The organism is Methanobrevibacter sp. (genome assembly GCF_045116495.1).
GTDB lineage: Archaea > Methanobacteriota > Methanobacteria > Methanobacteriales > Methanobacteriaceae > Methanocatella.
Genome location: NZ_JBGULU010000049.1, coordinates 1 through 15095 on the forward strand (window position 1 = coordinate 1; position 15095 = coordinate 15095).

Below are 15095 nucleotides of genomic sequence, written 5' to 3' on the forward strand. Positions count from 1 at the left end.
CAATAAGGGAGATTATTACGCGGGAATCGTGATACCGAAGAATTTAAGTGAGAACATCGTTTCGATTACCGGGGACAATCCAAAGCAAGCAAAACTGGAATATGTTGTAAACATTAAAGCAAATCCAGTCGCCAGCAGATTAACTGACGCCGGTGCTAATGCTATTTATACATCCCTTAATGCAAAAATTGTTGAATTAATAGACCTTGCCGCATATGGTAAACTCGGAGAACTTCAAGAGGGTCTTGCATCAGGAGCCAGCCAATTAGGCGGTGGAGCAGTACTGCTTCAATCCGGTGCTTCGCAGGTAGCTGCGGGAGCCGGCCAGGTAGCTGCAGGTGAAAAAATAATTAAAAATGGAAGCGCTGCAGTCAAACAAGGTTCATCACAAATTAAACAGGGCGCTAAAAATGTATCCCAAGGTGCAAATAAGGTTCAACAAGGATCAGAAGAATTGCAGGGAGCAGTAGACCCATCATTAATGCCGGAAGGAGCAATAAAAGAATATGCTAAAAACAGTGCAGCCCTTGCAAATGGTAGTAGCGAGCTTGCAAAAGGTTCAAACTATCTTGCGGGAAACTCATCATTACTAGCTGACGGTTCATCGAAATTGGCTGACGGTTCGCTTGCAATGGCAGAAGGTTCATTAAGTCTTGCAGCCGGTGCAGAATTACTTGGAAATTCTGCTGCACAAGCATTATTCGCAGCATCCGGAGCATTAGCAGCATCCGCTAATTCACTTGCATCAGTTACTGGAATTAACGAAACCCAACTTGGAGACTATTTATTCTCACCTATAAAATTGGACAGACATGAAATATACCCTGTACCTGACTACGGATCCAGTGTATCTCCATTTTATATTGTATTATCCATGTGGGTTGGTGCTTTAATTACTTGCGTACTCATTGAACCAAAATCAAGTGTAGGAACTCCATATTCCCCATTTGAAATGTATACCGGTAAACTATTAATTTATATAATTTTAAGCATACTTCAGGCCTGTGTAACACTTATTGGAGCACAACTTTTAGGAGTTTATGTAGCTAATTATCCTCTGTTTATACTTTCGGCGATACTAGTGTCGGTAGTATTTATGATTCTGATATATTCCATAATTTCGGCTATCGGTACTGTTGGAAAAGGTGTTGCAGTTATTCTTTTAGTATTCCAGATATCCGGAACCGGAGGAATCTACCCAATAGAAATTATGCCTAAATTGTTCCAGGCATTGCATCCGTATCTGCCGATGACATACGGAATTTCACTGGTACGGGAAGCGCAGTTGGGCGTTGTATGGTCAAATTACTGGCCTTCTTTAATTATTCTTTTAGGCATAGGTATTGCAACCGTTATTGCTGCAATGCTTATTAAAGAAAAAGCAGATAAAGCATCCAAGTACTTTGAAGAAAAATTAGAAGAAAGTGGATTATTCTAGAAGTTGACTATCAACTTCTACTCTTATTTTTTTAGATTACAAACCTAATACATCCCTATCAGGGTTGGAATTTTTGAATAGATTGATTTTTGTATCACTTTTCCATGTGAATTTCAAAAGACCTGCATGAATTAGTTGTAAGTCTTCATCTGAAAAACCATCCAAATAGTAAATTTTACCTCTTTTACCAACATTCATTAAAAATCTTATCATGTGGCGATAAACCATTATTGTAAAAGGTTTATAGACTACAATATCATCAGTAATGTATTCAATTAACTGTTCTGTTTCAAAAACATCCGGCCTTATCACTTCTACATTGCAATTCGGAAATTTTTCAGATATAATTTTCTCATAATCCAAAATATCACCTACTGATAACTATTTACATATCCAATATTTAAACATGAATATAAATCGTTCATCGATGAACAGTTTCCTAGGAAACATTTATATATCAATTCCAATAAAGAAATGTATGATAACATGAACGACGAAAACCTTGACAAATTTGATTCAATGCCATTCATTTCATTAATTCACCATATATCAAAAAATAAACTAAAATATACCATGGAAAATCCCAATCGCATAGACATGGTTCATGAAGGTCGTTATTTAATGGAAATTCATAAAAAAAGGGACTTATCCCAAGACGACCTGGCAAACATTTTCGGCCAAAGCAAAGGAACAATAGCAAAGGCATTGAAAAAATTAGAGGATAATGAATATGTCGAGAGAAAAATTGATGAAAATAACAGAAGAAAATACATATTAAATACAACAAAAAAAGGAGAGGAACTAGCTATTTTATTGGAAAACGACTTGGAAAACTGGGAAAAAATCGTGGGGATTGACAGATTAGACGAAAAAACAAAAAATCAGTTAAGACAAATAGCTAGAAAAAGTGAAGAGATACTTGAAGAATAGGGATTATTATGGCTAACAAAAATGTGGAATTAATGAGGGGAGAACCTGAAAGAGCAGTAAAAAAATTAGCTATTCCAATAATGATATCAATGATACTGACTGCATTATACAATATCGTTGATGGAATATGGGTGGCAGGACTTGGACCAACAGCCATTGCAGGAATTGGATTTGTAACCCCAATTTTCATGGTACTGAATGGGGCAAGTGTCGGCCTTGGAAACGGGGCAACCAGCAGCATTTCAAGATTTATTGGTGCAAAAAATAAAGAGATGGCAACCAAATCAGCGACACAGGCATTGTTTATATTTTTAGTAGCTTCAATTGTATTAACAATTATTTTTATAATTATACAGGAACCTTTACTTAGAAGTTATGGTGCTACAGGACAAACATTAAAAGAAGCAATAGCTTATGCAACACCTCTATTTTTAGGACTTATAGCTTTAATGTTTGGAAATGGTTGCAGCGGAATCCTTCGTGGTGAGGGGGATATGAAACGTGCAATGTATGTTGTAGTTGCTACAGTCATTTTAAACGCTTCACTTGATCCGATATTCATTTATACATTTGGTTTAGGTTCAGCCGGTGCATCACTTGCTACAATCGTTAGCTCTTTAATTTCAGCAATAATAATTTTATACTGGATTCTGATTAAAAAGGACACATATATTGATGTTACTCTTAAAAACTTTAAATTTGACTCCAAATTAACAAAAGATATCCTTAAGGTTGGAATTCCATCTGCACTCGACATGTTAATCATGGCAATTGCAATGTCAATCTATTTAATTATAATTGCAATGATTGGAGGAGACTATGGTATTGCAACATTTACATCAGGCCAAAGATTATACCTATTTGCGATAATGCCCCTTACAGCTATTGGATCTGCAGTTATTGCAGTATCCGGAAGTGCATATGGTGCCCGTAATGGTGATTACCTATCCAGAGCACATAAATTTGGTGCAAAATTCAGCTTAGGTTTAGGAACAGCCATTACATTAATATTAGTTATTTTTGCAACTCCTCTGGCGACAATATTTGCATACACTCCCGAAACTGCCAATCTGGTTCCTGGAATTGCAGAATATCTGCAACTCGTTTGTCCATGTTTAATTTTAACAGGTATAGGAATACCATCAAGCTTTTTCTATCAAGGAATTGGAAAAGGAACATATAGCCTAATGTTTACAATTTTAAGAGAAATCCTGTTTGTAGTCCCTTTAATCAATGTATTCGTATTTGTCTTCAATTGGGGACTTGTCGGAATCTGGCTGGGATTATGTATTGGAAGAGCAATTGCCAGTATTTTAAACTATGTCTTTGCAAGATATGAAATAAAAAGAATACGGACAATATTTGGAAATTAAGAGTTGAAACTCTTAATTAATTTTCTTTTTTTAATTGTCCAATACACAACCAAAAACCACCATTGATTTCAAGATTTAAAAATGCCCTCATAAAAAACTATTGCAATCCACCATAAAAATTGATTTAATACCTTTAAATTGCTTTAATTTGAAACTTACTAATTTATTAACTTTTAAAATAAATATAGGGAATACAAATTAAATTTAAAGGTGTTATCATGAAAACAGAAGATTTTAATTTAAGGGCAAAGATAATTAAAGAAACATTTGATGACCACAAAAAAATAGTATCCCATGTTAAAGTCGGAGATTTGAGAATTAACTGCAATATCCCTGATGATGACGATATTTTAATAAATTCCGATGGAGATTTCATTTATTTAGATATCCAGCAGGAAAACTTTACCGAGGAGGAACTTGTAAAATTCGTCGAATTTGCTGAAGAGGCATATGAAAAATACGGACAGCACATTTCAATATATCTTCTCTGCCCAAAAAATATCGACATTTGCGTTAGAGAATTTGAAATAAAATCAGATTCATCATTTACCATCAAATTAGCCTGTATAAATGAAGATCCGTGTAAAATCATCTTAGATGGAATTAAAGAAAAAATAAGAGCTAACATAATGCCTGATGATAATGATTTACAGGCACTGGCAAAACTTCATAAATGGTGTAAAGCAGAAGAAAGGCATTATTATTTAATGGAATACATCAAAATAGTTAATAGACTAAATTATTAACTATTTATTCCACTTCAGAATTGTTTTACCAAATTTAGAAATTGAATCTTTATCAAATGCCACTTTTAAGTCATTGAGAGAGTTTATTTCACATATATTGGTAATTAACTTTTCCAAATAATCAAATAATTGCGGATTTTTTTCAAGGAGCCTTACCACTCCTTCAAAATCTTCCCTTTCAGACCGACTATTTCCTTGAATTGTTAATCCTTTTTCCAGAACCATTCTTGTATTGATTGGAATCGGATATTCACTGACTCCGAATAAGCTAATTGTTCCTTGAGGATTAATCAAATCAATTATTTGTTCAATAGCTGATTGTGATGCACTTGAACCCACACATTCAAATCCATGGTCAATCACCACATCTTTCGCAACATCATGTATTCTGTATATCTCATCAGCAAAGGAAAATAAATTAAGATTATCCTGATGTTTTCCAAAGACTATCACTTTAGACTCCGGATAGATTTCTTTTAGAAGCAATGCTGTGATAAAACCCAAGTTTCCATCACCCCATACTCCCAATCTGCTTTTAGGAGTAATTGCTATATCTTCAAATTTAGTTATTCCCTGATAAGCAACAGTAATCAATTCAATAAATGCAGAAACATAATCATTAAAATCATCAGGGAGTTTTACAACCCTGTCAGCTTCGAGTTTTATTAAATCTGAGGTGAATCCGTCAAACCCGCTTCCCCTGAATTTGGAGCTGTAGGAATAATTGGCTCTGCAAACATCCTCTCCGCATGGAGTGTTTGGAATCATCACTACCTTATCACCAGATTTAAAATTACTTTCACCATCAAACACTACTTCCCCTATTCCTTCATGGATTAATGCCATAGGCAATTTTTTATCTAAAATTTCGGCAGGCCTAGAGCCTTGATAGTATCTTTGGTCTGCCTGGCAGATTGACAAAAAGGTTGGCCTTACTACAACACCATCCAACTCAATTTCATCTATTGACTCTTCAAAGAATTTTGGAGATTTTAATCTGTAAACAATATTAATCATGTGAATCCTCAAGAATTGTATTTGCCAATTTCAAATCATAAGGGTATGTAATTTTAATATTTGTCACTTCCCCTTCAACTAGATATACATCTTCATCTTTAAGTGTGAAGATTTTACATGCATCAGTTAGAATATTACTTTCCTCTTCTGTTAAACTAGTGATTAAATTGAAAAGTTTTTTTATATTGAAGCTCTGTGGTGTCTGGCCTTGGTAATAATAATCACGTACAGGAATACTGCTGATGGTTGCTCCATTGATGCTTTCCACAATTGTGTCTGTAGCGGGAACAACAGTATCACAAGCACCATATCTTTTTGCAGCATCTATATTGTCTTCAATAATTCTATGAGTCACAAAAGGACGTACTGAATCATGAGTAATGATAACTGATTCATCATCAATTCCAAAATTCTCCTCAATATAACTTATAGAGTTCATTAAAGTATCATTTCTGGTCACTCCACCTTCAATAACAATAATATCCTCATTTTCACCAATATATTCATGAATTAAATGATTTGTATGATTAATGAAATTTTGAGGTGTTAAAACAATAATCTTATCAATTTTACTGTTAATTACAAATTTTTCGATAGTATGAATAATAACAGGCTTATCGCCCAAATCCAGAAATTGCTTAGGAGTATCTGTTCCTCCCATTCTAGATCCGATTCCACCTGCCAAAATAGCTGCAAAAATCATTTAGCTGACTCCTTTTCAAAAATAATCAAATAGTGGGATTTACCGTCAGGACCTTCCAGACCCAAATCCTCATTCAAATAAACTTTTTTAAATCCGAACTTAATAAATATGCTTTCCAATTCTTCGGGAGCATATTTAATTTCAACAGGAGGTCCGAATGACCATTCAATAGGCCTAAATTCCACTATTGCAAATTTTCCATTAGTTTTAAGAATTCTTAATAAATTTTCAACAACATCATCCATATTTCCGGAGGCCTTAAAACCATGAACCACATTAAGCATGAAAATCATGTCAATAGAGTTATCTTCAATCTGAGCCATATCTGAGGTAATGTCTGCGTTAATGTTGATTAAATTTTCAAGGTTGTTTTCAGCCTTGTACTCTTCCAGTTCTTCAATAGACGGTTCATAATTATCTACTGCATAGGCCAATCCATCTGGAAGATAATCTTCGATGGCTTTTATGGCAATGTGGCCATCCCCACAACCGGCATCCATAAAAACCTCATTTCCTTTGAGGTCCAATTGACTTAATATCTCATCAGAATCCAGAAATTTTATACTTGATTTTGCATGATGTTTATGTTCCTGCACAATATCACCACATCTTCATTAATAATAATCTTTAAAAAATAGTATTTAATAATTTTCAACAAACTGAAAAATAAAACTTAACTATAAATAATTAAAACAATATAAAATATATGGGTTATTAGTTTAGTTTAACATAACCATTTATAGTTTTTAGGAGCATGAAAAATGAGATGCGTTGGTACTGTTGTACGTGGTATAAGGACACCAATTATTAAAGAAAATGATGATTTAGTCACAATAGTTATAGATTCATTGATGGCTGCAAAAGAAAGTGAAGGATTTGAATTCAGAGATAAAGATATTGTTGCAATAACAGAAGCGGTAGTAGGTATTTCAGAAGGAAATTACGTAACCGTAGATGACGTTGCTGAAGATTTGCAAAATAAATTCCCATCCAAAAACATTGGAGTAGTAAACCCTATTTTAAGCAGAAACAGATTCTCAATAATTTTAAAAGGTATCGCAAGAGGAATGGACAAAATCACATTACTAACATCATTCCCTGCAGACGAAGTAGGAAACGGAATTTTGGACGAACACCTTTTAAACGCAAGCAAATACAACTTAGGAAGTATAATCTCTGAAAAAGAATACTATGAAACATTCGGTTCATGGATACACCCATTCACCGGAATTAACATGATTGATTTTTACAGAGAACTGATTGAAAGTGAAGACTGTGAAGTGGAATTCGTCTTCTCAAATGACATAAAAACAATCCTTGATTATAACAAAGACGTCTTGACCTGTGACATTCACACAAGGGAAAAAACAGTAAAATTACTTAAGGATGAAGGTGCTAATGTATACGGCCTTCACCAAATATTAACAGAACCAATCGGAGACTCCGGATGCAATCCTGACTACGGACTTCTCGGCTCCAACAAAGCAACAGAAGAAAAACTAAAACTATTCCCTAGAACCGGAGACAAAGTAGTCAACGAAGTACAAAAAAGATTAATAGAACTCACCGGAAAACAAATAGAAGTAATGGTTTACGGTGACGGAGCATTCAAAGACCCTGTTGGAAAAATCTGGGAACTTGCAGACCCTGTTGTTTCACCAGCGCACACCAGCGGATTAGTAGGATATCCAAATGAAATCAAATTAAAATATGTTTCCGATAATAAATTCGCAGACCTCAAAGGTGATGAATTAAAAGAAGCAATCATAGACGAAATAAAACATAAAGCTGAAAATCTAACTGGACAAATGATTACCGAAGGAACCACACCAAGAGTATTGACAGACCTAATCGGATCATTATGTGATTTAACAAGCGGTTCCGGAGATAAAGGAACACCAGTTATTTTCATACAAGGATACTTCGATAATTTAGCTAACGACTAAATTTCGAACCCTTCTCTTTTTATTTTTTTAAAATCTACAAAAAAAGCAAATAGGGAATTGAATCCCCATTTAAACAAAATTATTCTTTTTGAAACATTATTAAATAGTGAGATTTGCCTTGAGGAATATCTTCACCTATTTCTTCATTTAAATAAATCTTTTTAAGACCATGTTTTGCAAAGTATCCTTCCATCTCTTCAGGAGAACTTCTCACAGGGGTTGGAGGTCCTTTTGGAACATCCCAAGCTTTGTAGTCCATAATTGCAATTTTACCATCTTTTTTAATAATTCTTGAAAATTCAGTTATGGCTTCATCAATTTTTCTAGATGCCTTGAATCCATGGAAAACATTAACCATCAAAATAACATCAATAGATTCATCATCAACACCAGGAATGCCTTCTGTAATGTCTGCTTCAATGTTGATGAGATTTATTACATCATTTTCTTTCTTATAAGTTTCCATATCTTCAATAGATGCATCATAAACATCTACTGCATAGACAGTTCCGTTTGGAAGATATTCTTCAACGACTTTGATTGCATTGTGACCATCACCGCAACCGGCGTCCATAAATACTTCATCACCTTTAAGATCCAATTCTCCCAAAATTTCATCTGAGTCTAAAAATAATGCACTTGAAAATCCATGTGCTCTGTGACCATTCATAAATTTCACCTAATAAATAGTCTATAAAAAATAGTATATAATTATTATCAAAATGATGTGGTGTGAATATCGGTTGAAAATAGTTAAAAATAATAAAAAAAAGTTATAAGAGGATTATTTTTTCCAGGTTTGTTTTACTCCTCTTCCTCTTTTACTACCAGGTTTAGTATAACTTCTTTTTGGTCTGGTCCTTTTATTAGTTCCTTTAACTTTTGCCATTATTTCCCCTCCTTCAAGTTAATCATTAAAATGTTAGAATTATTGTATAACATAAAAATATTTGTTTTTAATATATTTAAACTTTTCTTTAAGTAGTGTATTCTGCGTTGATTTTGACATAATCGTAAGTTAAATCACAACCCCAAGCTGTAGCTTCAGCCTCACCTAAGTCCAAGTCAATATTGACAATGACATTTTTGGATTGCATAATTTTTTCAGCTCTTTCAAGATATGGTGTATCTTCAAATGCCAATATTTCACCATGTTTAACCAAATCAACTTCATCAGCATCATCCGCAATAGCTATTGTTACTATATCAGGATTTAAATCACAACCGGAATACCCAATTGCTGATACAATCCTTCCCCAATTCGGATCGCCACCAAATACTGCAGATTTAAAAAGACTTGAAGATATGATTGATTTGGCAGCTAGCCTTGCATCATTTAAATCCTTTGCACCGCAAACATTTGCTTCAATGAATTTGGTAGCTCCTTCACCATCCCTGGCCATTTTTTTAGCAAGATCTATGCAGAGGTAATTTAAGGCTTCCTGGAAATTGGAATCAAGTTTTCCATCTTTTACAACTTCAACTCCTGAAGCTCCATTAGCCATTAGCAAACAGGTATCGTTTGTACTTTCATCACCATCAACAACTATCATATTAAAACTAATGTCTGCCGCATGTTTTAATGCTTTATTAATCTCATTTGCAGGAATTATTGCATCAGTTACAATGAAAGACAACATTGTACCCATATTAGGAGCAATCATACCACTTCCTTTTGTAATGCCCGCAATTTTAACTACCTCGCCAGTTGTTAATGTAACTTCAACGGCACATTCTTTTGGAAAAGTATCTGTTGTCATAATCGCCTTTGCAGCAGCAAGGGAGTTTTCAGGACCATTGCCCAATTTAGAAAGAGATTCATAAGCAACCTTGGAAATAGTATCGATTGGCATTTCACGACCAATGACTCCAGTTGAAGATATTGCTATTTCTTCTTTAGGTATTTTTAAATCCTGAGAAACCAATTCAACCAATGTTTCACAGTCTTTAAATCCTTGCTCTCCAGTAAAACAATTAGCATTTCCACTATTTACAAAAACGGCTGAAACAATTCCATTTTTTAGTACATCTTTTGTATATCTGACTGGAGCCGCAACAACTTTATTTGAAGTGAATACTCCAGAGGCAGTACTATTAGGACAAACTATAATACTTACTCCAAATTTTCCTTCACGTGCTCCAGATACTTTAAGATTTTCTATTACTGAAAATCCTCCATCAAGGTTTCTAATATAATCCATAAAAATCACATATGTAAATCAATGAGTTTCATCTTTCTTGTTATAATACGGATTTTTATCCGCATCCAATATTGCAGAGGATTGGTTTTCATTAAAATCCACATGATCCGCTTCTTCAAAAATTACATTATTTGACTCATTTAGGTTAGTTGTCATTTCAACAGTAACATTTTCATAATGAGTTTCATTTTGATCAGAACTTCCATCATCAAAGCTCAAAAGAATTCCTGCTCCCGCACCGACGATAAATGCGACCAATACTAAGATCATTAATAAAACAGTTTTTCCACTACGTTTTTTCTCTTTTCTAACATTATTATTTCTATTATGGTTAATATGTCTATCTTTAATAGATACGTGTGGAGTTCGGCGATTACGTTTATTATTATTACCATTACCTCGCCTTAAAACTCTCTTATTATCCTTTTTTCGTCTCATGCTAACTTCTCTTTAATTTTACGCTATAAATGCATATACCAGAGCTAAAATTATTCCAACAAACGCGAATACGCCAAGTCCCAAAATAGACATTACGTATACGAAAATGAATACAAATGCGAAAACACCAATCAATTTAGCTTTTTCATTTTCAATTAAATTAATTAATGTTCTTGTAAATTCTGATGGAATGTTATAAGCATATAAACCATTAGCCAATTCAAATACAACTAATGACAGCGGAGAAGTTGATTCAAGACTGTCAACCAGTTGAGCTCTCTCACCAGCTTCACGTCTACTTCTGCCGACACCTGCTCTAATTTTAGCACCATTATCCAATGCAAACCATGCTGCATCAAGCCCCGCACGGATAGCAAGGTCTTTGGATGGGAATCTTGCTATAAAATCATCTCCACCTTCCCTATAACCTTCCAATTCACCATCACATTCAGTTTCGATGAAATTTTTTATTCCAGTCATAAGGTCAACAAGTTGGGTCCTACCATGTTTATCAATGAATTTAGTAGAATCAATTAAATCAATGAATAAATAATTTTCTAAATCTACAGGATGAGATTCCTGAAGCAGAAATGGAGAATCAAATACCAGAGCATATTCCCCACCTAGTTTTGTAAATGCGATTCCGGGAAAACTTCCAACATTCTGAGTATAATGAATGGCTCTTTCAATTGCAGCGGCACCGGTCATTCCAACTGCTGAAATAACCTGAATTCCTTCAGAAAGTCCAATTCCAATGAGTTCAATAGCTACACGAATTGCATCATTTTTGCTTAACATTTTTGCAACAAGCTCAGTAGCTGTTTTTTCCACAATTTCTCCTTTCTCATTTTGGATAATTTTCACGAAAACATTAATCAGATTAGAAGGATTTTGAAGTTCAATGTAAAAATAACGATCACTACCCATGATAATATTGCTGACTAAAGCATATTCCTCTACCTTATTTTCGGCAGGAGTCAGTTCATAAAAATCATAATCTTTAGGAATGTTTTCTGCTCCAACATCACGAATAAGATTCTCTAAAATTGAATCTGAAGTAATTTCTGCCTTTTCAAGCTCAAAAAGAATAGTTTGAGTATAATTGAATAACTCAACATATTCAGTTTCAAGAGTGTTTGTCGGAAAAAATTTAGTCCCGACAGCAATAGGATTAAGTTTGGTTGTAAACTTAATCAAGGCCTTGGTTAAGAAACTAGTCATCGAAAGCATCTCCTCTTTCAAGTTCTATTTCGAATTCTCCTGGTCTTTCTAAAAGCATATCAGGTTTGACTGATACAAACGGAAACTTCCAAGACCCTAGCCTGCCGGCTATAGTACTTGCAATATTTCTAGAGTTTCTCTTAATGAATACTTCATCATGTGCACTTACACGAACTAAAATGTTATATGGCGCATTTTCAGTCACTTCATCTGCAAGTAGGATATTCAATTCAAAATTACCAGGTTTAGTGAACAAATCATTACGTACAGCAATTAAAGGTTTTTTCTCAAGACCTAATCTGTCTGCAATAGTAACTGAAATATTGCCTGCATTTTTAACTGCAAGTTTATAATCTTTAGGATGAACCAATACGAAGATAACATACGGAGCAGCGATTTCAACATCGTCAACCATTGCTACAATCTTATTGAACATAGGTATTTTTGAAAAGATATTTTCAAGTTTGGATTCTGCATTATTTTCATTGTCAATACGAATAATTGCCTGTTTGGCTATATTCAAGGGTGAAATTTCCAAACCTTCCTTACCTGTGTATATTTCCCATTTTTTAAAGGTAAGTTCTTTTATAATCTCTTCACAAATGTGTTGAAGTATGTTTTTATCTTTTTTAGGTTTGTTTGGTTTTCCGAATGTTAATCTTCCGTTTTCTATTATAAATGGAATTCTCATTGAGGAAATATTTCTAAATTCAGCAGCATAATCTCTGAATTTATCATTAGATAATATTTTAGCTTTTTCATTAGTTGCAATATCTAAAATAAAGTGATCTGCATCATTACCTGCTGGAACTTCTTCTACATTTTCACTTTCCAGCAATTTTAAATATTTCTGTTTATCATCAATATCATGGCGAAGTGACGCATCTGCAATAATAACAAACTCATCTTCACTTTCTTCTAAAGCTTTAACAGCAGCAATAATATTTGCCATTTGTGGTTGACCATTTTCATTTTTAACAGCAAAAGCCACATTAGAAGCATCAACGACAACTTTCATAATATCACCTAATTTATTCTATAAATTTAATTCAGTATACTATATTTTAATCTTTTAATATTTAAACTTATTATAAACTATTCTTTGGATATTTTCCAAATAACAATTTTTCTCCACCAACAGTATTTAGAAAAATCTCTATTTCGCTGTCAGTAATATTATAAACATTATATGAGTTTTTATTCTTTCCTCTTAATTTACAAGAGCATAATGAGCCTGCATTCACAACAATGGAATCGTTTATTCTCCATATATTCGGAACATGCTTGTGTCCAGATAATATCAAATCCACCTCATGAGTTGTTAAAGTCTTTAGAATATCACCCGCATCAGACAAAACATTTCTTTCCCTTCCTGTTTGAGGTATTGGAATAACATGATGGTGCAAAGCCACAATAGAAAATCTTTCATTTATTACACATTCATCCAACTGATGTTCCAGCCACATATGCTGAGGGCTTCCAACATGCCCTCGGCTTTCATCCGGAGAGCTGCTGTCAAGACCAATTACAGTAGTTTTATCGCCTAAAGTTAATTTCCAGCTTCTCTCACCAATCAACTCTTCAAAAGTTTGATATCCCAAATTACGTGAATCATGGTTTCCAGGAACTGCAAATAACGGTGCTTCAAACATTCCCAAATATCGGGTTGCTTGTTCATATTCCACATAATAACCGTTATTGGTTATGTCCCCAGTCAGGATAATCATATCAGGCGCCAGATCATTAATTTCTGCTACTGCCTGCATAAATACGTCTTCATCAAAATCCGCCTTACTAACATGCAAGTCGGAAATATGTGCAATAACTGTCATTTTATCTATTGGTTTAATTTCAGGATAGCTTCAGCAAGATCTCCTTTACATTCTTCAAGAGCAGCTCTTGCTTCATCTTCAGAAACATTAGCGCTGTTAGCTACCATTTCAACATCTTCATCAGGAATTTCAATTTCATATTCAAGCTCTACTTCACGGGCTTTACCGTCAATCTGGTAAGTTTCCTGACCCATCACATTCATAAGACTTACACTAGGATCGTCAATAATCAATTCTTTATCATCAAAACGGATAATTACTTCACGAACACCTTCAAGGTCTTCCATTTTCATACCCATTTTTTTCATTTGCCTTTCCATTTGTTTCATTTGTTTTTTGTTCATACCAGGTATCATGTCAAAAACCTTCAATCAATTAACTATTAATAATTATATTTTTAATTACTATTAAAATTAACTTAAAGTATATCAACTAAAAAAAATTCCAATCGGGACAGAAATATGCGTCTTCATTTACAATTTGCATATCTTCATAATCACAAACCCCAAGCAAATTAACAATGAAAATGCCGTGATAATGAACAGAATAAAAATAAGAATTAATGTGTTTTAAATTCGTATTTAAAACACTTTAAAAGTTTTTCATTAATTTTCAAAACCGTAACCTTCAGTTTCAAAAATCTCAGCAACATCCTTTAATACTTCAGGAATGTTAATTTGCTGAGGGCATTCCTCAATACATAGCTCGCATTCAATACAGTCAGAAGCTATCCCGACATCGGGAAGTTTTGAATAATTCAAATAAGCATTTCCATACTGAGTCCATCCAGTTTTATCATCCAGCATCTTTTCCTTATTATACAAATCAAAGATTTTTGCAATGTCAATATCTTCAGAACATGAATCAACACAATATCTGCATTTTGTACAGTCTACGGTAATATTACTGTTAATAATCTCTGAAACCTCTTCGATGATCTTCAATTCCTCATCATTCAACGGATCTGCATTTTTAATTTCCCAGATATTGTTTTCAAGCTGCTCCAAGCTACTTGCACCTGTCAAAACAACACAGGCATCCAGATTAGCTACAAACCTCATTGCCCAGGAAACAACAGACCTGTCTGGATTATAATCTTTCATTAGCTTTTCTGCTTCTTTAGGCACATCTGCTAAAAATCCTCCTTTATAAGGTTCCATAATCATTACTTGCTTATCATATTTTTTTGCAATTTCCAAACACTTTTTTGATTGGATTCCATCATCTTCCCAGTCAAGATAATTTATTTG

The 15095-nt window shown here is 33.9% G+C and carries 17 protein-coding genes; 5 read left to right on the plus strand and 12 right to left on the minus strand.

Features of this window, described 5'->3' with window-relative positions; genetic code table 11:
* Positions 1–1438: YhgE/Pip domain-containing protein (locus tag ACJMLH_RS02455; protein ID WP_405274386.1), on the plus strand; the 1438-nt coding region annotated here is incomplete at its 5' end.
* A gap of 36 nt (positions 1439–1474) precedes the next feature.
* On the opposite strand, the gene ACJMLH_RS02460 is transcribed toward ACJMLH_RS02455, so the two are convergent.
* A complete protein-coding gene (locus ACJMLH_RS02460) occupies positions 1475–1801 on the minus strand; it encodes a hypothetical protein (protein WP_405274388.1) in 327 nt (108 codons plus the stop codon).
* Between the two features lie 123 nt (positions 1802–1924).
* Between ACJMLH_RS02460 and ACJMLH_RS02465 the strand changes: the two genes are divergently transcribed.
* The 3 genes from ACJMLH_RS02465 (at position 1925) to ACJMLH_RS02475 (ending at position 4487) form a co-directional block, all read left to right on the plus strand.
* On the plus strand, positions 1925–2368 hold the full coding sequence (locus ACJMLH_RS02465) for a MarR family winged helix-turn-helix transcriptional regulator (protein ID WP_405274390.1): 444 nt from the start codon (positions 1925–1927) through the stop codon (positions 2366–2368).
* 8 nt (positions 2369–2376) lie between these two features.
* Positions 2377–3741 (plus strand): MATE family efflux transporter, encoded by a 1365-nt coding sequence (locus tag ACJMLH_RS02470; RefSeq protein ID WP_405274392.1) that lies wholly within the window; start codon positions 2377–2379, stop codon positions 3739–3741.
* A 218-nt stretch (positions 3742–3959) separates the two neighbouring features.
* The gene (locus tag ACJMLH_RS02475) at positions 3960–4487 is read left to right on the plus strand and encodes a hypothetical protein (protein WP_405274394.1); all 528 of its coding nucleotides are present in this window, start codon (positions 3960–3962) and stop codon (positions 4485–4487) included.
* Here the strand turns inward: ACJMLH_RS02475 and ACJMLH_RS02480 are convergent, their stop codons facing one another.
* Genes ACJMLH_RS02480 through ACJMLH_RS02490 form a run of 3 tightly spaced genes read right to left on the minus strand, consistent with a single transcriptional unit; the run spans position 4488 to position 6803 of the window.
* The gene (locus ACJMLH_RS02480) at positions 4488–5504 is read right to left on the minus strand and encodes an alcohol dehydrogenase catalytic domain-containing protein (protein WP_405274396.1); all 1017 of its coding nucleotides are present in this window, start codon (positions 5502–5504) and stop codon (positions 4488–4490) included.
* Positions 5497–6207, minus strand: coding sequence for a 2-C-methyl-D-erythritol 4-phosphate cytidylyltransferase (locus ACJMLH_RS02485; protein WP_405274398.1), 711 nt, complete (start codon positions 6205–6207; stop codon positions 5497–5499). Before ACJMLH_RS02485 ends, ACJMLH_RS02480 begins: the two co-directional genes overlap by 8 nt.
* Positions 6204–6803, minus strand: coding sequence for a class I SAM-dependent methyltransferase (locus ACJMLH_RS02490; RefSeq protein ID WP_405274400.1), 600 nt, complete (start codon positions 6801–6803; stop codon positions 6204–6206). Before ACJMLH_RS02490 ends, ACJMLH_RS02485 begins: the two co-directional genes overlap by 4 nt.
* Positions 6804–6968: 165 nt before the next feature.
* Between ACJMLH_RS02490 and ACJMLH_RS02495 the strand changes: the two genes are divergently transcribed.
* Complete coding sequence (locus ACJMLH_RS02495; RefSeq protein WP_405274402.1) at positions 6969–8153, plus strand: coenzyme F420-0:L-glutamate ligase; 1185 nt, start codon at positions 6969–6971, stop codon at positions 8151–8153.
* Positions 8154–8232: 79 nt separating this feature from the next.
* On the opposite strand, the gene ACJMLH_RS02500 is transcribed toward ACJMLH_RS02495, so the two are convergent.
* From ACJMLH_RS02500 to ACJMLH_RS02535, 8 genes are all read right to left on the minus strand, one after another.
* Positions 8233–8823, minus strand: coding sequence for a class I SAM-dependent methyltransferase (locus ACJMLH_RS02500; protein ID WP_405274404.1), 591 nt, complete (start codon positions 8821–8823; stop codon positions 8233–8235).
* 307 nt (positions 8824–9130) lie between these two features.
* Positions 9131–10354: a bifunctional ornithine acetyltransferase/N-acetylglutamate synthase gene (gene argJ / locus ACJMLH_RS02505; protein WP_405274406.1), complete on the minus strand. Its 1224-nt coding sequence runs from the start codon at positions 10352–10354 to the stop codon at positions 9131–9133.
* Between the two features lie 18 nt (positions 10355–10372).
* The gene (locus ACJMLH_RS02510) at positions 10373–10792 is read right to left on the minus strand and encodes a hypothetical protein (protein ID WP_405274408.1); all 420 of its coding nucleotides are present in this window, start codon (positions 10790–10792) and stop codon (positions 10373–10375) included.
* 18 nt (positions 10793–10810) lie between these two features.
* Positions 10811–12013 carry a hypothetical protein gene (locus ACJMLH_RS02515; protein ID WP_405274410.1) on the minus strand — a complete coding sequence of 401 codons (1203 nt, stop codon included), beginning with the start codon at positions 12011–12013 and terminating at the stop codon, positions 10811–10813.
* Positions 12006–13031, minus strand: a complete 1026-nt coding sequence (locus tag ACJMLH_RS02520; RefSeq protein ID WP_405274412.1) for an NYN domain-containing protein — start codon at positions 13029–13031, stop codon at positions 12006–12008. Before ACJMLH_RS02520 ends, ACJMLH_RS02515 begins: the two co-directional genes overlap by 8 nt.
* Positions 13032–13101: 70 nt before the next feature.
* Positions 13102–13845 carry a metallophosphoesterase family protein gene (locus ACJMLH_RS02525; protein ID WP_405274414.1) on the minus strand — a complete coding sequence of 248 codons (744 nt, stop codon included), beginning with the start codon at positions 13843–13845 and terminating at the stop codon, positions 13102–13104.
* Positions 13846–13850: 5 nt separating this feature from the next.
* A complete protein-coding gene (locus ACJMLH_RS02530; RefSeq protein WP_405274418.1) occupies positions 13851–14201 on the minus strand; it encodes a nascent polypeptide-associated complex protein in 351 nt (116 codons plus the stop codon).
* 249 nt (positions 14202–14450) lie between these two features.
* Positions 14451–15095, minus strand: a 645-nt coding sequence (locus ACJMLH_RS02535; protein ID WP_405274416.1) for a 4Fe-4S dicluster domain-containing protein, incomplete at its 5' end; no start/stop codon positions are given.